This window comes from Streptomyces sp. T39 (assembly GCF_008042045.1).
Lineage (GTDB): Bacteria > Actinomycetota > Actinomycetes > Streptomycetales > Streptomycetaceae > Streptomyces.
Map to the genome: position 1 here is coordinate 912,664 of NZ_RDBP01000012.1, position 20,797 is coordinate 933,460.

Consider the following 20,797-nt stretch of genomic DNA (forward strand, 5'->3'; position numbering starts at 1 on the left):
CCAGGAGGAAGACAAGTGCCGACCTACCAGTACCAGTGCACCGAATGCGGCGAGGGCCTCGAGGCGGTGCAGAAGTTCACGGACGACGCCCTGACCGAGTGCCCGAACTGCACCGGACGCCTCAAGAAGGTGTTCTCCGCGGTCGGCATCGTCTTCAAGGGCTCCGGCTTCTACCGCAATGACAGCCGTGGCGCCTCGTCGAGCAGCTCGCCCGCTTCGTCGGCGAAGTCCGCGGACTCCAAGTCGTCCGACGCGAAGCCCGCCTCGGCGCCGGCCGCCTCGTCGAGCACGTCCTCCTCGAGCACGCCCAGCTCCTCGGGTTCCGCCGCCTGACCCGGAGCGGCTCCCCCGGACACCTGGTCCGCAGACCCCGTTGTGCTCATGCCACAGCGGGGTTCTCGGCGTCCGCGGCGCTCCCGCGCACGGCGGCGCCTCTCCCGGGCCGGCACTGCCCCGCGCGCAGGCTTCCAGCACCGTCCGCCGCATGACCGCCCCGGCTACTGTGACCGCCATGGCGACCAACGCGAACGCAGACTCCGGCGCAGACCCCCGTCCCGGCTCCGCGGAGATCGGGGTGATCGGAGGCTCGGGCCTCTACTCCTTCCTGGAGAACGTCACCGAGATCCAGGTCGAGACGCCCTACGGCCCTCCCAGCGACTCCCTCTTCCTCGGCGAGGTCGCCGGCCGCACGGTGGCCTTCCTGCCCCGCCACGGGCGCGGCCACCACGTGCCTCCGCACCGGATCAACTACCGCGCCAATCTCTGGGCACTGCGCTCGGTCGGCGTCCGCCAGGTCCTCGGGCCCTGCGCGGTCGGCGGCCTGCGGCCCGAGTACGGGCCCGGCACCCTGCTCGTGCCCGACCAGTTCGTCGACCGGACCAAAGCGCGCGCACAGACCTACTTCGACGGTCTGCCGCTGCCCTCCGGCGCCGTCCCCAACGTCGTCCACGTCTCCCCCGCGGACCCGTACTGCCCTCGCGGACGCAAGGTCGCGCTCGACGCGGCGCGCGGCCGCGGCTGGGAGCCCGTCGACGGCGGCACCCTGGTGGTCGTCGAGGGCCCGAGGTTCTCCACGCGCGCCGAGTCCCGCTGGCACGCGGCCATGGGCTGGTCGGTGGTCGGCATGACAGGGCACCCCGAGGCCGTGCTCGCCCGTGAACTGGAGCTCTGCTACACGTCGATCACCCTGGTGACGGACCTGGACGCGGGTGCCGAGGCCGGTGAAGGCGTCTCCCACGAGGAGGTGCTCGCGGTGTTCGCGTCCAACGTCGACAGGCTGCGTAGCGTGCTCTTCGACGCGGTCGCCGCCCTGCCTGCCGACGACGGGCGCGACTGCCCGTGCGGGAGCGCTCTGGCAGGGGCCGACCTGGGCATCGAACTGCCCTGATCACCCTTCGGGGTGGCGGAGTTCTCCACAAGCCGGGGCCTGTGCACAGGCCCCGGCGGCCACTCCGGCAGAACGGGATCGTGAGCGGTGGCGGACACGGGCAGAAGGCCCGGTCCCTCCCTCATGACAGGCGGTACCCCGACATGACGTTCCCGACCCGGTCCCCGTTCCCGACCTCCGCGGATCCCTCCTCGGTCTCCCCGCCCGCGTCCTCCCCCGGCGGAGCCCCGCCTGCTGCGGGCGCCGCGGACGAAGGCGGCCTCCCGGCCCCCGACCGTGCCGGCCGTCCGCGCCCGACCGGGTACTCGCCCGCCTGCGTACCGCCGGACCCTGAAGCCCCGGGGCTTCTGGGTGTTCCGCCCTTCGAACCTCTCAAGGTCCGCAGCAGCGCCCTGCGCCTTCAGCGCGCGCTGCGCCGGCAGCGCCGGGCCATGGCCGCGGGCCTCGCCGTCACCGCCGCGGCTCTGGCCGCCTCCACCGCCCACGGCGCCGACGACACCGGTGTGACGTGGCCCCGGCTCCGGCGAGCGCCGCGGCGGTCGTGCGCGGAACGGACAGCACCACGAGCGCCCCGGCCTCCGCGGCGCCCTCGCCCGCCTCCGCCTCCGCCCGGGAACGACGGCCTGGCGATCAGATGGTGTCCGCGCCGGTACGGATCGCCGACGCGGCGACGGTACGCCTGCTCCGCCCCGGCGACCGGGTCGACGTCATCGCCGCGGCGCAGTCCGTCACGGGTGACGAGCCGTCGGCCGAGATCGTCGCGTCCTGTGTCCGGGTCGCGGAGGTCCCGGACGCGGGCGAGGGCGCCGCGGAGGCCGGGGCGCTCGTGGTGCTGTCCGTTCCGCGCACGACCGCCGCGGCGCTCGCCGGAGCCGGGGCCACGTCACGACTGGTGGTGACGGTGTGCTGACGGAACAGCGCGGGGCTCGTACTGACGTATTGCCAGGTCCCCTCTTCACGGCTGCGGATTGGACAGGGCGACCGGGGGCTGTCGTAGGTTGCACGCCTGTCCCCCTCCCCAACAGCGCATGCGAAAAGAGGCTCATTCGTGAGCGACAGCAAGCCGAGTCTGCTCGACGGCTTCAAGGCCTTCCTGATGCGTGGCAACGTGATCGACCTCGCGGTCGCCGTCGTGATCGGCGCTGCCTTCACCAACATCGTGAACGCGGTGGTGAAGGGCGTGATCAACCCGCTCGTCGGAGCATTCGGCACGAAGAACCTGGACTCCTACACGTCGTGCCTCAAGGCTCCCTGCCGGATCGGTGCGGACGGCGAGATGGACGGCATCCAGATCGCGTGGGGCTCGGTCCTCGGCGCGACCCTTCAGTTCGTGATCACTGCGGCCGTCGTGTACTTCCTGATGGTGCTCCCGATGGCCAAGTACCTGGCCCGCCGCGAGGCGCAGCGGAAGGCGAAGGAAGGCGTGCAGGAGGCCCTGGAGGTGACCGAGCTGGAGGTGCTGAAGGAGATCCGCGACGCGGTCGTCGCCCAGCGGTCCGCCAGTGGATCCGGCCCTGTGAGCGGCCCGGCAGTCCCGCCGCAGAACCTGGGCTGACCGCACGCGCCGGGCGGCCGTCCCCGGAGCCTCATGGCCCACGGACGGCCGCCCGGTGGCGGATGTCAGACGTGGTGGGGCGGCTTCTCGTCGAGGAAGCGCGCGAGATCGGCGGCGCTGTCGGAGCCCTGAGGCCGCTCACCCCACCCGCGGTCCGTATCGTCCGCGGACTGCTGGTCCAGCGGATCGTCGAAGATCAGCGCAGGCTTCGGGTGCTGCCTGTCGGACTGCTTCGCGTCTCGCGGACCGGGGGCGGGGGCGGTGCTCATGCCTCCAGGGTACGGCCGGACCGGGCGCCCGGGTCAACGGTCCTTGGGGTCGACCCACCACAGCGCCAGGACCACCAGGAACGACAGACACAGGAAACCCGCACCCCACCAGGCGGTGCCGGTGTCCCCCTGCATCCATTCGTTGACGATGACCGTCAGACCCCAGAGCTGGCCGATGACCACCGTGCAGGCCAGCGCGATCCGCGCGTTGAGGCGTGCCGCCCGCTCGGGTTCCTGCTCGCTGCCGGCGCCCGGCCCCGGGCCGGTGCGCGTGACCCTGGGGTCCCCGTATCCGCTCGTCGGGCGGATCTGCGGATACCGCTCGTGCACGGGGCGGTTCAGCCGGGGGTCGGCGCTGCCCGGCCGGTAGGCAGGGGCGTCGCCCGCGGCGGGCAGCAGCGGTCCGTCGCCGTGACGGGTCGGCCCGTCGGGGGCAAAGGGCCCACCCGGTTCCGCGGCGTGGCTCATGTCCCCTCCCCGGTTCCCGAGTCCTGGCCGCCCGACGACGACGTGCCCGGCGCCGAGCGCCGTGTGCCCGACGCCGAGGTACCCGAGTCGCGCGTGCTCCACGGGGGCTTGCCGGCATCACGTGTGCCGGCACGGGTCCGCGAGGCGCTGACGCCGGGGCACTCCAGCAGTTCCGCCCGCTCCGGCTCCTGCTCGGCGAACTGCCGGCACCAGGCGTCGCGGTCGGTCTCACCCGACCGCACGGTGGCCAGCGCCCAGACGGCGCCGTCGGCGTCCTCGTCGACGATCACTCTCGGCAGCGGCCGGGGCGGCGGTCCCGCCGTCACCTCCCCCGTGCGGACATCGAAGACGCCCTCATGGCACGGGCAGAGGAGTTCGCCCTCCGGGCCCCGGTCCGCGCGCCAGAGCACGGCGCAGGCCAGGTGGGTGCAGATGGCGGAGTATCCGACGAGCGTGCCGTCCACGAGACGTACGGCCACGGCCCGGTCGTCCTCACCCGGGTACCGGAAGGCGAGTGACTCACCGGGGGCGAGACTCTCGGCGATCTTCTTCGGCCGCGGCAGTTCGTCGTTGTCTCCGTGACGGTGCAGCACGCCGCCTGCCACGCCGATGCCGCCGACGGCGAGACCGCCCGAGACGGTGGCGACGATGCGGAGGTAGTCCCGGCGGGTGGTGAGAGCGTCGGCGGCGATCCTGTCGTGGAGCGCCTCCTGGGCGGTGTCCGGCGCGGAGTCGCCCGCTGCGGGCTGCTGGGTGACGCTCATGTGACATCGGCTCCGTTGATCTGGACGATGGGCAGCCCTCCGGGCACGGGCCACTGGACCTTGTCAGCGGGCACCACCATGGCGACCCCCGTCTTCACCACGACATCGCCGAAGGTGAAGGAGTCGGCGACCTGGACACCCGGGCGCTCCGCCTGGAGTTCCTCGACCGTGCCGTAGAAGAGCGCGCCGGTGGGGCAGACGGTGGCGCACATGGGGGCGAGACCGTAGGCCGTGCGGTCGTAGCAGAGGTTGCACTTCATCTGGAGCTTCGCCTGGAGGTCGATCTTCGGTACGCCGAAGGGACAGGCGTTGACGCAGTTCGCGCAGCCGATGCAGCGGGTGGTGTCGGCCTGCTGCACCACCCCGTCGGCGGTGACCAGGATCGCGTCGGCCGGACACACCTCGGCGCAGGGGGCCACCGGGTCCTCGCAGTGCATGCAGACCGTGGGAAGAGAGGCGACCGTGTGCCCCTCGTCGGGATAATCCAGGTGGATCATGGACTTGCCGCGGTGCGAGTCGCACTCGCGGCAGGCGGACACGCAGGCCTGGCAGCCGATGCACCGCCCGGGGTCGATGAAGATCGTTCTTCCCATCATGGCCGGCCTCAGCTCCTCTCGGCGGTGCCCCGGCCCTGGGGGGCCGTGGGCGGCAGGGGGTCGGTGCGGGACACCTGCGTCTCGGGATACGCCGTGTGCCCGGGCGCCACAGGGGGCGCGGGGACGAGGTCGACCGCGTCGCCGGCCTCGACGCGGCAGGCGCACACCTTGTACTCGGGAATCTTGGAGCGGGGGTCCAGGGCGTCGATGGTGAGGGCGTTCGCGGCGGTCGGGACGGGCCAGTGGTACGGCACGAAGACCGTGTCCGGCCTGATGGCCTCGGTGACGAGGGCGGGGAAGACCTCGCTGCCGCGCCGGGTGACGACACGGACCGGATCCCCGGAGCGGAAGCCGAGCGAGGGGTGCACCTCCACCCAGGGGCGCGGGGTCTGTTCGACGAGGGCGCCCAGACGGCGGGTCTGGTTGCCGGAGAGGAAGTGGGCGACGGTGCGGCCGGTGGTCAGGGACATGGGGTACTCGTCGCTGTACGGGTCCATCGGCGGGTGCCATTCGACGACCTGGAGATGGATCCTGCCGTCGGGGTGGTACGTCCTGCCGTCCTCGAAGAGCCGGGGCGTGCCGGGGTGGTCGGTGGACGGACAGGGCCAGGCGATGCCTCCGGTCTCCTCCAGGCGCTCGTAGGTGATGCCGTAGTAGTCGTTGACCGTTCCGGCGGAGGCGATCCGCAGTTCCTCGAAGACCTCGCGGGAACCGGCGAAGGCGAACTTGTCCCCTGCTCCGAGCCGCTGGGCGAGCTGGCACATGACCCAGGTGTCGGTGCGCACGCCCGGAAGAGGTTCCTGTGCCTTGTTGTGCTTGACCACCCGGGCCTCGGCGTTCGCCATCACGCCTTCGTCCTCGGCCCAGGTGGTGACGGGGAAGACCACGTGTGCGTTGGCGGCTGTCTCGGAGAGGAAGAAGTCGAATTGGGCGTGGAACTCGATGGCGTCGTACCCCTCCTTCACCACCCGGTAGTTGGGCAGGGACACGAAGGGGTTGTTGCAGATGCCGATCAGTCCGCGGATCTCCCCGCGCTGCATCTGCCAGACCATCTCCATCATGGAGGTGCCGGCGGGCGGGAGCTCCGACTCCTCGATGCCCCAGATCTCGCAGATCTGCCGGCGGTGCTCCTCGTTCGTGATCGACCGGCCGCCGGGCAGCAGGTCGGACTTCTGGCCGTGCTCCCGGCCGCCCTGCCCGTTGCCCTGGCCGGTGATGGTGCCGTATCCGGCGCCGGGCCTGCCGATGTTGCCGGTGGCGACACAGAGATTGATGACGGTGAGGCAGTTCTCCACTCCCTGGGAGTGGTGCTCGATGCCCCGGGCGTGCCAGGCCATGGCCTTGCCGGCGCCCGCGAAGGTCCGGGCGACCAGCACGATCTGCTCGGCGGGGACGCCGCAGATCTCCGCGGCGCGGGACGGCGGGTACTCGGCCGCCTTGGCACGGACCTCGGCCCAGCCCGTGGTGTGCTCGGCGAGGTACGCCTCGTCGGTCAGGCCCTCCTCGACGACGACGTTGAGCACGGAGTTGAAGAAGGCCGCGTCCGTGCCCGGCTTCAGCGCGACGTGGATGTCGGCGGTGCGGGCGATGGCCGTCTCGCGCGGGTCCACGACGATCAGCGAGGCACCGCGGTCCCTGGCGCCCCATACGTACTGAGTCATCACGGGGAAGCACTCGCCGACGTTGGAGCCGGCGATCAGCAGGCAGTCGGTGAGCAGGATGTCGGAGAAGGGGTTGCCCGCCCGGTCGATGCCGAAGGCGAGCTTGTTCGCCCCGGCGGCCGAGACCATGCACAGCCGGCCGTTGTAGTCGACATGGCGGGTCCTGAGGGCGACCCGAGCGAACTTCCCGACCAGATACGTCTTCTCGGAGAACAGGCTGGCCCCGCCGAGCAGGCCGAACGCGTCGTTGCCGTACGTGCTCTGGATCCGCCGAATCTCCGACACCGTGAAGTCGAGCGCCTCCTCCCAGGACACCTCCCGGAAGGGCTCGTCCCGGCTGCGGCGCATCAGCGGGGCGGTCAGCCGGTCGGGGTGGTTGACCTGCTGGTAGGCGTTGATGCCTTTGGGACAGAGCCGCATGCGATTGATGTCGTGGTTGCGGGGCTCGACGCCGAAGACCTTCCCTCCGCGATCGACACGGAGATACATGCCGCACTGGACGCCGCAGAAGCAGCAGTGCGTGGGCACGAGGGTCTCGCCGGTCTGGTCCGCGTGCCACTGGTCGGCGGGGAACCCTCCGGCGTCGCGGAAGTTGCGCGTGCCCGGCGGGGCGATGGAGGGGTCGAGGGGGACGGGCGTCCGGTGCTGCTCGGCGGTCACTTGAAGCCCTTCTTGACATGCGTCAGGTACGCGCCACCGCGGAGCACGCGCTTGCAGCGGGGGCAGTACTCGGCCCACTCGGCGAAGTCGAGCCGCAGGTCGCGCATCGTGCCCTGAAGGTTCTCGACGTAGGCGGTGGTGTCGACGGGCTGTCCGCAGCGCCGGCAGGGGAAGACCTCGTCGTCCTGCCGGGAGGTGTACTTGAACAGCTGCATGCCCACCGCGGCCGGCCGCTGGACGATGTGGAAGAACTTGCCGAACGGGATGTAGATCAGCGTGAAGACCACCGACACCATGTGCAGGATCGCGAGGAACTCGTAACCGCCGCCGTGCAGGAAGAGCGAGGAGAACGTGAGCAGCAGGCCGGTCACGGAGATGACGATCAGCGCGATCAGCGGGACGAGGTCGTAGGCGAAGCGCTGACCGGTGATGGCGCCCCGGTCCTTCATCCGGCGCCACAGGAAGTAGGAGGCGCCGGGGATGACGAGGACCGCGGCGAGGTCCAGGCCGTGGAACATGATCCAGCCGAAGAAGTTCAGCGCGTCGAAGCCCAGCACCTTCAGGCCCCAGATGCGCATCTCGTACCCGGGGCCCGAGCCGGTGCCGGAGGTGAAGGTGAACCAGCCCCAGGTCAGCGGGAAGGTGATCAGCGCGGCCAGTACGCAGCCCCAGAAGATGAGCTGGTGGGCGGCCCAGCGGGCGTGGGAGCGGGCTCCGAGGAACTTCTGGAAACCGAGGTAGGTGGCGATCATCTTCGGCAGGGCGGTCGGTGCCCGGCGGAAGTTGGACGCCGAGAAGAAGCTGCGCCAGCCCTCCTTGAAGAGCCGGCGCGCGCCGGGAGAGGAGACCCAGACCGTGTAGCGGTAGGCGACGCCGAAGGCGAGGAAGACCGTGGCGACGGCGTACGGCAGCAGGGCGGAGTCGAAGTCCTTCAGCATCCGGCTGCCGAGCACGATCGCGAGGATCAGCAGCACGGACACGGCGATGCCGGCGAGCGTCGCCCGCTGCGCGACGGGCAGCGGACCGCGTCTGCCCGGGCCGGCGGGGGCGTCGGACGCAGCGGCCGGGGGCACCGACGGCTTCGCCGGTACGGCGGGGGCTTCTGGTGGCTCGGTCACGGAGCCACGGTAGGGCGCTTTGACCTCAATAGCCCGTTATGTACGACAGCGGGGTGAGCCGTGGCGCCGGATCCGCAGGCCGCGCGCCCAGCGCCACCAACCCCGTGCGCACCGCCCGGCGAGCCGCCCCCGGGGCGCCGCTCGCGGGCCCACGGGAGGGTCATCCGTCCGGACGCTCCACCTCCGCGCGCTCAACTACCGTGAAGGGCATGGACGTCGACGAGAGCAGTGGGACGGGCGCCGCGCAGGGGCGGACCTCCGGCGGGCTGACCGATGTGCGGGGTCTGCGGGTCGGTCACGCACGGGTCGCCGGGGCGCGTGCGCTCAGCGGCACCACGGTCGTGCTCGCCCCCGCCGGCGGCGCCGTCGCGGCGGTCGACGTGCGCGGCGGAGGCCCCGGCACCCGGGAGACCGACGCGCTCGATCCCCGCAACCTGGTCCAGCGCGTCGAGGCGATCGTCCTGACCGGCGGCAGCGCCTACGGCCTCGAGTCCGCGGCCGGGGTGATGGCGTGGCTGGAGGAGCGGCAGCGCGGGGTGCGGGTGGGGCCCGATCCGTCGCAGGTCGTCCCGGTGGTGCCGGCGGCCTGCGTCTTCGACCTCGGCCGCGGGGGCGACTGGCGGGCCCGGCCCGACGCCTCGACGGGCCGGGCGGCGGTGGAGGCCGCTGCCGCGACCCCGGAGGGCGCGCCCGTTCCCGAGGGCGCGGTCGGCGCCGGCACGGGGGCGGTGATCGGTTCCTTCAAGGGCGGTGTCGGCACCGCGGCCCAGGTGCTGGACTCCGGCGTCACCGTGGCGGCCCTCGTCGTCGCGAACGCGGTGGGCTCGGCGGTCGACCCGCGCACGGGCGCGCTGTACGGCGCGTACGTCACGGAACGCGCCACCTGTCCATCGCCTGCGGTACATGCCGCTGCGCAACTGCGGCTGGCCGAGGCACGCGAACGGAACGGCCCCGCGCCGCTGAACACGACCCTCGCGGTGGTCGCCACGGACGCGGATCTGACCCGCGCCCAGGCCCAGAAACTCGCCGGCACCGCACACGACGGCATCGCGCGCGCCGTGCGTCCGGTGCATCTCCTCAACGACGGGGACACGGTGTTCGCCCTGGCCACAGGCGCGAGGGCACTGGACGCGAAGGACCCGCTCGCCCTGAACGAGATCCTGGCGGCGGGCGCCGACGCGGTCACGGAGGCGATCGTCCGGGCGGTCCGGGCGGCGGACGGGATCGACGGTCCGGGCGGCTGGTACCCCTCGTACCGCGACCTCTACGGAACCGGCTGACGCATCCCGGCCAAGGCCCTTGCACAACCCGGAACTTGCGCCGCCTCCCCCTTCGTTTTACCTGAACCTTGACCGCGTTGTCCGACCCAAGCGCTACGTTTAGCAATCAGCAAGTGACGTGTGGCGACGGCCTGGAGACACCTCTTGAACGATCTCATCGATCCGTACGAGACGACCGGGGCTCATCTCGCGCGACTCCTCGGTCGGGCGCTCAACTCCTTCGATCTGCCCGACACGACGGTCGAAAGCCTCGATTCGGCGCTGGCTCACGTCAGTTCACTGCACTTCTCGCACCACACGGCAGGGCTGCACCGGTCCATGTACCGCCATGCCTACCTGCTGCGGGACGGCGGTTCACTGACGCTGTGGGAGCTGGTGCACAGCACCGGGCGCGACGGCGCCGACCAGCACGAGCTCTACGTGGAGGAGTCCGAGGCCAGGCTGGCGGCGTCCAGACTGCCCGAGGGTTTCCCGGGCTTCGCCGACGGCATCGGCACCCCCGGCCTCGACCTGGACGCCGACCTCGAACTGCTCACCTCGCTCATGGGGCCGCCCCCGCCGCCCCTCCCCCCGGTCTACGTCCTCGACGACTCGGCGGACCATGCCCGCCGGGTGCTGCGCCGGGCGGAGAACGGGGACCGTCCCGGGGAGGAGACCGCACGGCGGCTGCGATCGGCGTTCGCCCACCACATCACGCAGGTCTTCGGCCGCCAGTACCGGGTCTCCGGCAAGGACGCGGGCTTCACCCTCTACGAGCACGCCTTCCTGCTGATCGACGGCACGGAGACCAGCCTGTGGGAGGTCGAGCACACGGCGACGCCCGACGGACGCCACATGTGCGAGGTGTACGAGGACGAGCGGGCCGCCCGCGAGGCGATGGAGCTGCGCACCCGGGTGCGCTGATCCTGCGCGCCCGCCCCGCCCAGGGGCACGGTCACCTTCCGGGACCGCCCGCCCCGGAGCACCCGTGCCCGCCCGGGCCGCCGGAAGGCGGCCCGGGCGGGCGGCGGCACCGCCGGGGTCAGCGCGCGAGCGCGGGCTCCGGCTCGGCAGGACGCCGACCGGCATCGGCGCCGGTCTCCGGCTCCTCCAGGGCGCCGGCCTCCAGGTGCTGCTTCGGCTTCGCCGGCAGGGCGAACATCACCGCGAAGATGACGCCCAGCACCGCCACGACCCACCACAGCGAGTTCTGGAAGGCGTCCGTGAACGCCTGCCCCATGGTGCTCGGTGCGAGCCGCTCCTCGTCGATCACGCCGAAGAAGACCACGGACACCAGCCCGAGTCCCAGCGCATTGCCCATCTGCGTGGTCGTGTTGATGAGCCCGGACGCCGAACCGGCGTGTTCCCGGGGCACTTCCGAGAGCACCGCGTCGGTCAGCGGCGCGACGATCAGGCCCATGCCCACGCCCATCACGACCAGCGGCAGGATCATCTGCCACGAGTGGATCGCGGTGCCGTAGCGGTCCGCCTCCCAGATGTAGAGCAGCATGCCGGCGGCCATCGTCACCGCGCCCGCCTGGAGCACCTTCCGCCCGAAGCGGGGCACGAGCAGCTGGACCGACATCCCGGCCGCGGCCGACACCGCGACGGAGAACGGCACACCCGTCAGTCCGGCCCGGAGCGGGCTCCAGCCGAGGCCGACCTGCATGTAGAGCGTCCAGACCAGGAAGAAGATGCCCATCACCATGCCGAAGGTCAGCTGGACGGCGATGCCCGCGGCGAAGCTCTTCACCCGGAACAGCGACAGTTCCACCAGCGGGGAGCCGTCCTTGCGGGTCTTGTACCGCTCGTAGGCGACGAAGGCGGCGAACACCGGCACGCTGCCCGCCATGCACAGGTGTCCCCACAGCGGCCAGTCCAGCTCGCGGCCGCGGGTCAGCGGGTAGACCAGCATGAGCAGCGCGAGGGTCACCAGGGCGACGCCGACCAGGTCGAGCCGGAGCGCCCGGGGCGCCTTGGACTCGGTGATGTACTTCCGGCCCAGGATCAGCCCGGCGATGCCCACCGGCAGGTTGATCAGGAAGATCGGGCGCCATTCGAGGCCGAAGAGGTTCCACTGGGTGAGCAGGGCACCGAGGAGCGGGCCCGAGACGGCGCCGAGGCCGACGATCGCGCCGAAGAGTCCGAACACCTTGCCGCGCTCGTGCGCGGGGAAGGTCACGTGCACGATCGCCAGCACCTGCGGCACCATCAGCGCGGCCGACGCGCCCTGGAGGAGCCGGGCGGCCACGAGCGTCTCCGCGTTGGGCGCGAATCCGCAGAGCGCCGAGGCCACGGTGAACGCGGTGATGCCGATCAGGAACAGGCGCCTGCGTCCGTGGATGTCGCCGAGCCGCCCGCCGGTGATCAGGCCGGCGGCGAAGGCGAGCGCGTACCCGGCGGTGATCCACTGGATGGCGCCGAAGGAGGCGCCGAGGTCGCGCTCGATGCTGGGGATGGCGATGTTGACGATCGTGACGTCGACCAGATCCATGAACGCCGCGGTCATGACGATGGCGAGGGCGATCCATCGCCTGCGGTCCGATGCCGCGCCCGTCGCGGCGGGCTGTGGTGCCTGCTGTGAACTCATACGAACATTCTGGAAGCCATGTAGGTCAGTTCATGGCCTAGATGACCGGCATCCTGAGGGACATGACGGACACTCCGGCACGACTTCTGCACCTGCTCTCGCTCCTCCAGACCCCGCGCGAGTGGCCGGGGAGCGAACTCGCCGAACGGCTGACGGTCAGCCCGCGCACCATTCGGCGCGACATCGACCGGCTGCGCGATCTCGGCTATCCGGTCGAGGCGACCAAGGGGGCCGTGGGCGGCTACCGCCTGGTGGCCGGCACCGCTATGCCGCCGCTGCTGCTGGACGACGAGGAGGCGGTCGCCATCGCCGTCGGCCTGCGGGCGGGGGCCGGCCACGCGATCGAGGGCATCGAGGAGGCGGCGGTGCGCGCCCTGGCGAAACTGGAACAGGTGCTGCCGTCCCGGCTGCGGCACCGGGTGGCCATCCTTCAGGCGGCGACCCTGCCGCTGACCCGCGGCGACGGGGCGACGATCGACCCGCAGATCCTGACGGCCATCGCGGGCACGGTCACCGGCCAGGAGCGGCTGCGCTTCGCGTACCGCGCGGGCGACGGGGCCGAGACCAAGCGGCTGGTCGAGCCGTACCGGCTGGTCTCTACGGGGTGGCGCTGGTACCTGGTGGCGTACGACCTCCAGCGCGAGGACTGGCGCACGTTCCGCGTGGACCGGGTGACGGAGCCGTTCGCGACGGGGGCGCGTTTCACTCCGCGGCAGGCGCCGGTCGGCGACGCGGCCGAACTGCTGGGTCACACGATGTCGCGGAAGCAGACGGAACACGAGATCGATGTGACGTTCAGGGCGTCGGCGGCGCAGGTGACGGCGCGGCTCCCCGAGCATCTCGGGGCTCCCGAGCCGACGGGCGAGCACACCTGCCGTCTGCGGACACGGTCGGCGGACTCGGTGGAGTGGCTCGCGCTGCGGCTGGCGCTGGTGGACTGCGAGTTCACCGTGCACGGGCCGCCCGTGCTGCGGGAGCACATGGCGGACCTGGCGACGCGACTCGGCCGCGCGACCACCTGACCCGCCCGGCACCGCGCCGGCGGCACGGGCGAGGCGCGCCCCGCCCTGGTGCACTGGTCTCCTCCTGCGGAGGCGGGCGGGCGCGCCGCCCTCCGCGATCGCGGCGCCGCCCGGCCCGGCGCACCGCGGTGCGGCCGTGGCGGGCGGGCGCCCGGACGTCAGGCCGCCGCGTCGAAGCCCGTGTCGCGGGCCATCTTCTTCAGCTCCAGCAGGGCGTGCTTCTCGATCTGCCGGATCCGCTCCCGGGTCAGTCCGTGCTCCTTGCCGACCTCGGTGAGCGTGCGCTCCCGGCCGTCCTCGATGCCGTAGCGCATGCGGATGATCGAGGCCGTGCGGTTGTCCAGCTTCCCGATGAGGCCGTCGAGTTCCTCGCTGCGCAGCAGCGTGAGCACCGACTGCTCGGGCGAGACCGCCGAGGTGTCCTCCAGCAGGTCGCCGAACTGGGTCTCGCCCGCGTCGTCCACGGGCATGTTCAGGCTGACCGGGTCACGGGCCCAGTCGAGGACGTCGGCGACGCGCTCGGGGCTGGAGCCCAGCTCCTCCGCGACCTCGGCGGCCTCCGGGTCCCTGCCGTGCTCGCGGTTGAACTCGCGCTGGACACGGCGGATACGGCCGAGCTCCTCCACCAGGTGGACGGGGAGCCGGATGGTGCGGGACTGGTCGGCTATCGAGCGGGTGATCGCCTGGCGGATCCACCACGTCGCGTAGGTCGAGAACTTGAAGCCCTTCGCGTAGTCGAACTTCTCCACGGCGCGCACCAGGCCGGCGTTCCCTTCCTGGATCAGGTCGAGAAGCGGCAGACCGCTGCGGGGGTAGCGGCGGGCCACGGCGACGACGAGGCGCAGATTGGAGCGGATGAAGACGTCCTTGGCGCGTTCGCCGGCCTCGGCGAGTGCCTCCAGCTCCTCACGGGTGGCCCCCTGGGCCTCGCTCTCCACGTCCCCGTCCAGGATCTGACGGGCGTAGACGCCCGCCTCGATGGTCTGGGACAGCTCGACCTCCTTGGCGGCGTCGAGCAGTGGCGTCCGCGCGATCTCGTCGAGATACATGCCGACCAGGTCGCGGTCGGCGATCTCTCCGCCCACGGCGCGAACGCTGCCCGCCCTGTCGGTCCCTCCGGACTCGGCCTGACGACGGGCGACGGCACGGGTTGCCATGCGAGCTCCCTTGCAAAGTAGGTCGCGACACCCTCCCGGGTGCCCTGCATCCGATGGAAACAACGACTGGAATCCGGACAGAATTCCCATGCGGTGCATCGATTTCCGTGATCATGCAGTACCCTGTCCGGCCACCAGGGGAGGCAGGATGACCGGACCACGCACCGAGGTGCAGGTCAGAGCGGCCACGGAGGGGGATCTCGACGCCCTCACGGCCATCTACAACCACTACGTCCGAGAGACGGCGATCACCTTCGACACCGCGGAATTCACCCCCGGACAGCGCCGTCCGTGGCTGAGCTCCCACCCGGAAGACGGCCCTCACCGTCTCCTGGTTGCTCAGGAGGGTTCCCGTTCGTCCGCGGACGATGCCCGCCCGTTCACCGACGGCACCCCGGGCGCGGTGCTCGGATACGCCACGAGCAGCCCCTTCCGCCCGAAGGCGGCCTACGCGACCTCCGTCGAGGTGAGCGTCTACTGCGCTCCGCAGGCGGTGGGCCGGGGGGTCGGCACCCTTCTGTACGGGGCGCTCTTCGCGGCCCTGGAGGGCGAGGACCTGCACCGCGCCTACGCCGGGGTCGCCCTGCCGAACGACGCTTCGGTCCGGCTGCACACCCGGTTCGGCTTCCACCACGTCGGCACGTACGCGGAGGTGGGGCGCAAGTTCGGCCGGTACTGGGACGTGGCCTGGTACGAGAAGCCGCTGTCGCCCTCCTGACGGCCCGGGGCCGGGTGGCCGGCCCCCGAAGGCGGCTCAGCCGAACTGCACGGACCGCTTGGCCAGCCCCATCCAGAAGCCGTCGATCACGCTGCGCCCGGTCCCCAGCTCCCCCTCCGCCGCGCCGAGGGTGACGAAGAGGGGGGCGAAGTGCTCGGTACGGGGGTGGGCGAGGCGGCCGGCCGGGGCCTTGTTCTCGAAGTCGAGCAACGCGTCCACGTCGGCGCGGACGAGGGCTTCGCGGCCCCAGTCGTCGAACTCCGCGGACCAGCCGGGGGTCCCGCCGTGCCGCAGGGCGGCCAGGTTGTGGGTGAAGAAGCCGCTGCCGACGATCAGCACGCCCTCGTCGCGCAGCGGCGCGAGCCTGCGGCCGATGCCGAGGAGCTCGACGGGGTCGAGGGTCGGCATGGAGATCTGGAGCACCGGGATGTCCGCGCCGGGGAACATCTCGACGAGGGGCACGTAGGCGCCGTGGTCGAGACCACGGTCCGGCACGTCCTGCACGGGCGTGCCCGCCCGGCGGAGCATCGCGCGGACGGATGCGGCGAGGGCCGGCGCGCCGGGGGCGTCGTAGCGGACGCGGTAGTAGTGCTCGGGGAAGCCCCAGAAGTCGTGGACCAGGGGGACGGACTCGGTCGCGCCGAGGGCGAGCGGTGCCTCCTCCCAGTGGGCGGAGACCACGAGGATCGCGGTGGGGCGGGGCAGGCCGGCGGACCAGGCGGCGAGCTGGCCCGGCCAGACGGGGTCGTCCGCGAGGGGCGGGGCGCCGTGGGAGAGGTAGAGGGCGGGCATGCGCTCCGTGGCGGGGGTGGCATTCATGACGGCTCCTGCTCCCGATCTACTTGAACTTTCAAGCTGACCCCTACCCTAAGCCCATTTAGTTCAACTTTCAAGAATGGGGTCGTAGAGTGGGACGCATGAACACGGCATCCATCGGTGGCGGCGGCGGCGAGCCGCGCTGGCTGACCGCGGAAGAGCAGCGCGTATGGCGCTCCTACCTGCACGCCACCACTCTCCTGGAGGACCATCTCGACCGCCAGCTGCAGCGGGACGCGGGCATGCCGCACGTCTACTACGGCCTGCTGGTGCAGCTCTCGCAGGCACCGCACCGCCGGCGCCGGATGACCGAGCTCGCCATCGACGCGAAGATCACCCGCTCCCGGCTCTCGCACGCGATCGCGCGCCTGGAGAAGAACGGCTGGGTGCGCCGCGAGGACTGCCCCTCCGACCGGCGGGGGCAGAACGCGGTCCTCACCGACGAGGGCTTCGAGGTCCTCAGGCGGACGGCGCCCGGGCATGTGGAGGCCGTGCGCCAGGCGATGTTCGACCGGCTGTCGCCCGAACAGGTCCGTCAGCTGGGCGAGATCATGCAGGTGATGGCGGAGGCACTCCAGCCCCAGGACACGGGCGCGGACCTGCCCTGGCTGCGCTGACGGCCCGGACCCGCCGGAACGCGTCGACGGCAGCAGGCCCGCCGCGGAGCGGGGGCGGGCCGGAACGCCGCAGGCCCCGCCCGGTGGGAACCGGGCGGGGCCTGCCGGCGTCAGCCGCGGCATCGGCGCGCCTCAGTGGACGACGACCGGGATCCGCACCTCGTCCTCGGCGCCCTCACCCGCGCCACCGGAGCCCGCGACGGGCGCCCCGCCGCCCGGACGGCCGGTGTTGACGAGGGTCGCGGCGATCAGGGCGGACACGGCCAGGATGCCGACCGCCCACCAGATCGCGGACGAGAAGCCGTGCACCATGCCCTGGAGCTCCAGGAGCCTCGGGTCGCTCGCCCCAGCGGCGTGCGAGGCGATGTACGAGGTGGTGGCGGACGCGGCGATCGTGTTCAGCAGCGCGGTGCCGATGGCGCCGCCCACCTGCTGCGAGGTGTTGACCATGGCGGACGCGACACCCGCGTCGGCCGGGTCGACCCCGTGCGTGGCCAGGGACATCGCCGGCATGAACGCCGTACCCATGCCGAGGCCCAGCAGCAGCTGCGCGGGAAGGATCAGGCCCGTGTACGAGCTGTCGACGTCCAGCTGGGTCAGGATCAGCATGCCGAACGAGGCGACCAGGAAGCCGGGGGCCATCAGCAGCCGCGGCGGGACCCGGGTCATCAGACGGGCGCCGATCTGGGTGGAACCGGTGATCATGCCCACGATCATCGGGAGGAAGGCGAAGCCGGTCTTCACCGGCGAGTACCCCTTCACGACCTGCAGGTAGAAGGTCAGGAACAGGAACAGCCCGAACATCGCGATGACGGCGAGCCCCAGCGAGAGGTAGACACCGCCACGGTTGCGCTCGGTCAGGACGCGCAGCGGCAGCAGCGGGGAGGCCACCTTGGCCTCGGTGACGACGAAGGCGAGCAGCAGCACGGCGGAGGCCACGAACATGCCGATCGTCAGACCGTCGGACCAGCCGGCCGACTCGGCCCGGGTGAAGCCGTAGACGAGCGCGACCAGGCCCAGCGTGGACAGCACGACGCCGGGGATGTCGAGCGACGACCGGTTGCGCGCGCCCTTGGGCTCACGGATGACGAAGTACGCGCCGACGGCGGCGACGATCGCGAACGGGATGTTCACGAAGAAGGTCCAGCGCCAGTTCAGGTACTCGGTGAGGAAGCCGCCGAGGATCAGGCCGACGGCGCCCCCGCCACCGGCGATCGCTCCGTAGATGCCGAACGCCTTGGCGCGCTCCTTGGCGTCGGTGAACATCACGGCGAGCAGGGAGAGCGCGGCGGGCGCGAGCAGTGCGCCGAAGGCACCCTGGAGGGCGCGGGCGCCGAGCATCGTCGCCTCGCCGGTGGCCGCTCCGCCGAGCGCGGACGCGGCGGCGAAGCCGATCAGGCCCACCACGAAGGTCCGCTTGCGGCCCCACAGGTCGGCGATCCGGCCGCCGAAGAGCAGCAGACCACCGAAGGCCAGGGCATAGGCGGTGATGACCCACTGCCGGTTGCCGTCCGAGATCCCCAGATCCTGCTGGGCGGTCGGCAGCGCGATGTTCACGATCGTCGCGTCGAGCACGACCATCAGCTGGGCGAGGGCGATGAAGACCAGGGCCTTCCAGCGGCTCGGGTCAGGCAATGACATGTCAGGAGTTTTCGGCATGGGTCTGGCCACCTCTGTACGGAAAAAGGTCGCGCGAGGGCGCGTCGGAAGGTCGGGGAAGAAAGTCCGCGGGGCGGGACGTCACGGCGTCGGGACGCCCCGGGCGGGGTGAAGTGCGGGGCCGGCGCGGGCGCCCGGGCGAGGGCGCGGGCCGGCGGGAGCGGTCAGTGCCGCCTCGGCGTCAGCTGCGCTCCGTTTCCGTCATGGCGATGCTCCGCAGGTCTTCGAGGGTCGCGGCCGAACCCGGCAGTTCGGAGCGCGCGGGCGCCTCGAGTCCGTCCAGGAACAGCTGGAGATGGCGGTGGACGAAACGGTCCATGTTCAGGCAGCCCGTACCCGGCAGGGGCCGGGTGAGCTGGGAGAGGGCGACCATCAGGTCTCCGACGGCGACGTCCGCCCGCATCCGGCCCGCCGACTGCGCCCGCCCGACCAGGCTCAGCACCGCCTGGTCGAGACGCTCGCGGCCGGTGTGCAGGTCCGGGTGGTCGGCGTCGAAGTCGCCCGAGAGCATGGGGCACAGTGCGCCGATGCGTTCGTCCGCCGCGGCGTGCACGAACCGCCGCAGCGCGGTGAAGGGGTCGGCCTCCTCGGCCGACGCCCGCTCCGCCTGGTCGGTGGTGCGGGACATCACGTAGACGACGACCTCGCGCACGAGGCCCTGCCGGTCGGGGAAGTGGCGGTAGAGCGTGGCGTTGCCGACTCCGGCGCGGCGGGCGATCTCGTCCAGCGGGACCTCGGGTCCGAACTCGACGAACATCTCGCGCGCGGCCGAAACGATCCGCTCGCGGTTCCGCAGGGCGTCGGCCCTCGGTCGCGGCACGCGGGGCGTCTCGGTGGCGGCGGTTCCCACGGCTCCACGTCCTTCCGTTCGATGTCCGGCGGGTGCGCCGGAGGCTCTGAAGGGGCGGCCCCGTAAGCGGGGAGCCCATCCCCGTTTCGTGGGGACACGGGTGCAAACGGGGAAAGGCTCCCCGGTTATTTCCCGAGCCCGATGTGACCTGCGTCACTCATGACGATCTCAATCCCCCGCGCCGCAAAGACGCCCCGATCGGCCCACCCGGCGCGCGCCGCGCACCCCTCCGGCCCAGGCTGATCGACAGAGCGCAGCCAGGGTCCGGCCTGCTGCCGCGGCCCCGAAGGCGAACGCATGCAGCAGCCCCGCCACCGGATACGCAGCCGGAACGGCCGCCGGTCCCACCGCCTCGGCCCTCTCGCCGCCCTCGCCGCGCTCGCGCTCGCGGGGCTCACCACGGCGAGTGCGACGCTCCCCGTCTCCACACGGGCGTCGGCGGGACCGGTCGCCGCTCCGGACTCCACCGGGCTCGGCCCGTGCCGCATCCCCTCGGTCCTGGGTGTGCAGATGTCGGAGGGCCTCCCCACCCCCGCCGGATACACCCGCTCCACCGGCGAGGTCAGCGCCCTCAACCTGATGATCGACTTCCCCGACGCGGAGGGCGAGGGGGCGGCGCTGGACCGGCTCGCCGAGTTCTTCCCGCAGACCTCCGAGTGGTTCAGGACCAGTTCGTACGGCCGGCTCGCCTACCGCCCCCACGCCCCGGTCGAGGACTGGCTGCGGATGCCGAAGCCGTTCGCGGAGTACGGGCTGGACCGGGGCTCCCCTTACGAACCCGGCTACCGGGCCCTCGTCGAGGACCTCGTCGAGGTCGCGGACCCGGAGGTCGACTTCAGCGCCTACGACCTGGTCAATGTGCTCGTCACCCCGAACGCCGGCCCCTCCGCGCTGGACACCGTGCTGTCCGTGACCTTCTCCGGCAACGACGAGGCACCGCACGCGGACGGGGTGCCGCTCGCCAACACGTCCTTCGTGTACAGCCGCCAGGACGACGGCTCCGGATCGTACGAGGAGACCGGCTACCGCGTCCTGCCGCACGAGAACGGCCATGTCTTCGGGCTTCCCGACCTCTACACGGCGCAGGGCGGCGGCGCCGTCGGCCACTGGGACATCATGTCCGAGGACTGGGGGGCCAACAACGATCTGCTCGGCTGGCACAAGTGGAAGCTGGGCTGGCTGGACAACGACCAGATCCGGTGCGCCGCCGCGCCCGGCACCACCGAGTACGCGCTCACCCCGCTCGCCGTCACCGGCGGCTCCAAGATGGCGATCGTGCCGCTCGGCGAGGACTCCGGCTACGCGATCGAGGTGCGCACCCGGGAGGGCAACGACGACGCCGTCTGCGAACCGGGCGTGCTCGTCTACCACGTGCGCAGCAACGTGGACACGGGCCAGGGCCCGGTGACCGTCGAGGACAGCGAGCCCGACAGCGGCGGCTGCACCCGCAGCCCCAACGTCCACGCCGAACTGTCGGACGCGCCCTACCAGGTCGGGGAGACGTTCACCGACAGCAGGAACGGGGTGCGCATCGTCGTCGTCGGCGAGGACGACGGCACCTACCGCGTACGGGTCACCCGCTCCTGAACCAGCCCTCCGCCGACGGGGTGGCGGCGGGCGGGCACCCGTCC

The 20,797-nt window shown here is 71.9% G+C and carries 21 protein-coding genes; 10 read left to right on the forward strand and 11 right to left on the reverse strand.

Annotation, left to right across the window (positions count from 1 at the left end; genetic code table 11):
• Window positions 1-15 precede the first annotated feature (15 nt).
• From EAO77_RS04930 to EAO77_RS04945, 4 genes are all read left to right on the forward strand, one after another.
• Window positions 16-333, forward strand: coding sequence for an FmdB family zinc ribbon protein (locus EAO77_RS04930; RefSeq protein ID WP_147986879.1), 318 nt, complete (start codon window positions 16-18; stop codon window positions 331-333).
• 178 nt (window positions 334-511) lie between these two features.
• Window positions 512-1,387, forward strand: a complete 876-nt coding sequence (locus EAO77_RS04935) for an S-methyl-5'-thioadenosine phosphorylase (protein WP_147986880.1) — start codon at window positions 512-514, stop codon at window positions 1,385-1,387.
• 634 nt (window positions 1,388-2,021) lie between these two features.
• On the forward strand, window positions 2,022-2,297 hold the full coding sequence (locus tag EAO77_RS39750) for an RcpC/CpaB family pilus assembly protein (protein ID WP_261993801.1): 276 nt from the start codon (window positions 2,022-2,024) through the stop codon (window positions 2,295-2,297).
• Window positions 2,298-2,435: 138 nt separating this feature from the next.
• Window positions 2,436-2,942, forward strand: a complete 507-nt coding sequence (locus tag EAO77_RS04945) for an MscL family protein (RefSeq protein ID WP_147986881.1) — start codon at window positions 2,436-2,438, stop codon at window positions 2,940-2,942.
• Between the two features lie 65 nt (window positions 2,943-3,007).
• On the opposite strand, the gene EAO77_RS04950 is transcribed toward EAO77_RS04945, so the two are convergent.
• From EAO77_RS04950 to EAO77_RS04975, 6 genes are read right to left on the reverse strand one after another with little or no spacing between them, the layout of a single operon-like run.
• A complete protein-coding gene (locus tag EAO77_RS04950; protein WP_147986882.1) occupies window positions 3,008-3,211 on the reverse strand; it encodes a hypothetical protein in 204 nt (67 codons plus the stop codon).
• A 33-nt stretch (window positions 3,212-3,244) separates the two neighbouring features.
• Window positions 3,245-3,679, reverse strand: a complete 435-nt coding sequence (locus EAO77_RS04955) for a hypothetical protein (RefSeq protein WP_261993802.1) — start codon at window positions 3,677-3,679, stop codon at window positions 3,245-3,247.
• On the reverse strand, window positions 3,676-4,443 hold the full coding sequence (locus tag EAO77_RS04960; protein ID WP_147986883.1) for a ubiquinol-cytochrome c reductase iron-sulfur subunit: 768 nt from the start codon (window positions 4,441-4,443) through the stop codon (window positions 3,676-3,678). The genes EAO77_RS04955 and EAO77_RS04960 overlap by 4 nt, the downstream gene beginning before the upstream one ends.
• Entirely contained in the window at window positions 4,440-5,039 is a 600-nt protein-coding gene (locus tag EAO77_RS04965; protein ID WP_147986884.1) for a 4Fe-4S dicluster domain-containing protein, read from the reverse strand. Before EAO77_RS04965 ends, EAO77_RS04960 begins: the two co-directional genes overlap by 4 nt.
• Window positions 5,040-5,047: 8 nt before the next feature.
• On the reverse strand, window positions 5,048-7,360 hold the full coding sequence (locus EAO77_RS04970) for a molybdopterin oxidoreductase family protein (protein WP_147986885.1): 2,313 nt from the start codon (window positions 7,358-7,360) through the stop codon (window positions 5,048-5,050).
• Entirely contained in the window at window positions 7,357-8,478 is a 1,122-nt protein-coding gene (locus EAO77_RS04975; RefSeq protein ID WP_147986886.1) for an MFS transporter, read from the reverse strand. Before EAO77_RS04975 ends, EAO77_RS04970 begins: the two co-directional genes overlap by 4 nt.
• A gap of 209 nt (window positions 8,479-8,687) precedes the next feature.
• Between EAO77_RS04975 and EAO77_RS04980 the strand changes: the two genes are divergently transcribed.
• Entirely contained in the window at window positions 8,688-9,758 is a 1,071-nt protein-coding gene (locus EAO77_RS04980) for a P1 family peptidase (protein ID WP_147986887.1), read from the forward strand.
• Window positions 9,759-9,902: 144 nt separating this feature from the next.
• Window positions 9,903-10,661: a DUF6227 family protein gene (locus EAO77_RS04985; RefSeq protein WP_147986888.1), complete on the forward strand. Its 759-nt coding sequence runs from the start codon at window positions 9,903-9,905 to the stop codon at window positions 10,659-10,661.
• A gap of 118 nt (window positions 10,662-10,779) precedes the next feature.
• Here the strand turns inward: EAO77_RS04985 and EAO77_RS04990 are convergent, their stop codons facing one another.
• The gene (locus EAO77_RS04990) at window positions 10,780-12,327 is read right to left on the reverse strand and encodes an MFS transporter (protein WP_147986889.1); all 1,548 of its coding nucleotides are present in this window, start codon (window positions 12,325-12,327) and stop codon (window positions 10,780-10,782) included.
• 62 nt (window positions 12,328-12,389) lie between these two features.
• On the opposite strand from EAO77_RS04990, the gene EAO77_RS04995 reads away from it, so the two are divergent.
• The gene (locus EAO77_RS04995) at window positions 12,390-13,349 is read left to right on the forward strand and encodes a helix-turn-helix transcriptional regulator (protein WP_147986890.1); all 960 of its coding nucleotides are present in this window, start codon (window positions 12,390-12,392) and stop codon (window positions 13,347-13,349) included.
• A gap of 158 nt (window positions 13,350-13,507) precedes the next feature.
• On the opposite strand, the gene EAO77_RS05000 is transcribed toward EAO77_RS04995, so the two are convergent.
• Window positions 13,508-14,506, reverse strand: a complete 999-nt coding sequence (locus EAO77_RS05000; RefSeq protein ID WP_147986891.1) for an RNA polymerase sigma factor RpoD/SigA — start codon at window positions 14,504-14,506, stop codon at window positions 13,508-13,510.
• Window positions 14,507-14,654: 148 nt separating this feature from the next.
• Between EAO77_RS05000 and EAO77_RS05005 the strand changes: the two genes are divergently transcribed.
• Window positions 14,655-15,224, forward strand: a complete 570-nt coding sequence (locus EAO77_RS05005; RefSeq protein WP_147986892.1) for a GNAT family N-acetyltransferase — start codon at window positions 14,655-14,657, stop codon at window positions 15,222-15,224.
• A 36-nt stretch (window positions 15,225-15,260) separates the two neighbouring features.
• On the opposite strand, the gene EAO77_RS05010 is transcribed toward EAO77_RS05005, so the two are convergent.
• A complete protein-coding gene (locus EAO77_RS05010) occupies window positions 15,261-16,043 on the reverse strand; it encodes a dioxygenase (protein ID WP_147986893.1) in 783 nt (260 codons plus the stop codon).
• 98 nt (window positions 16,044-16,141) lie between these two features.
• On the opposite strand from EAO77_RS05010, the gene EAO77_RS05015 reads away from it, so the two are divergent.
• Entirely contained in the window at window positions 16,142-16,657 is a 516-nt protein-coding gene (locus EAO77_RS05015; protein WP_147986894.1) for a MarR family winged helix-turn-helix transcriptional regulator, read from the forward strand.
• A gap of 132 nt (window positions 16,658-16,789) precedes the next feature.
• Here the strand turns inward: EAO77_RS05015 and EAO77_RS05020 are convergent, their stop codons facing one another.
• Window positions 16,790-18,316: an MFS transporter gene (locus tag EAO77_RS05020; protein WP_147986895.1), complete on the reverse strand. Its 1,527-nt coding sequence runs from the start codon at window positions 18,314-18,316 to the stop codon at window positions 16,790-16,792.
• Window positions 18,317-18,497: 181 nt separating this feature from the next.
• Window positions 18,498-19,166, reverse strand: coding sequence for a TetR/AcrR family transcriptional regulator (locus EAO77_RS05025; RefSeq protein WP_147986896.1), 669 nt, complete (start codon window positions 19,164-19,166; stop codon window positions 18,498-18,500).
• Window positions 19,167-19,463: 297 nt separating this feature from the next.
• Between EAO77_RS05025 and EAO77_RS05030 the strand changes: the two genes are divergently transcribed.
• Window positions 19,464-20,753, forward strand: coding sequence for a M6 family metalloprotease domain-containing protein (locus tag EAO77_RS05030; RefSeq protein WP_147986897.1), 1,290 nt, complete (start codon window positions 19,464-19,466; stop codon window positions 20,751-20,753).
• Window positions 20,754-20,797: the final 44 nt, after the last annotated feature.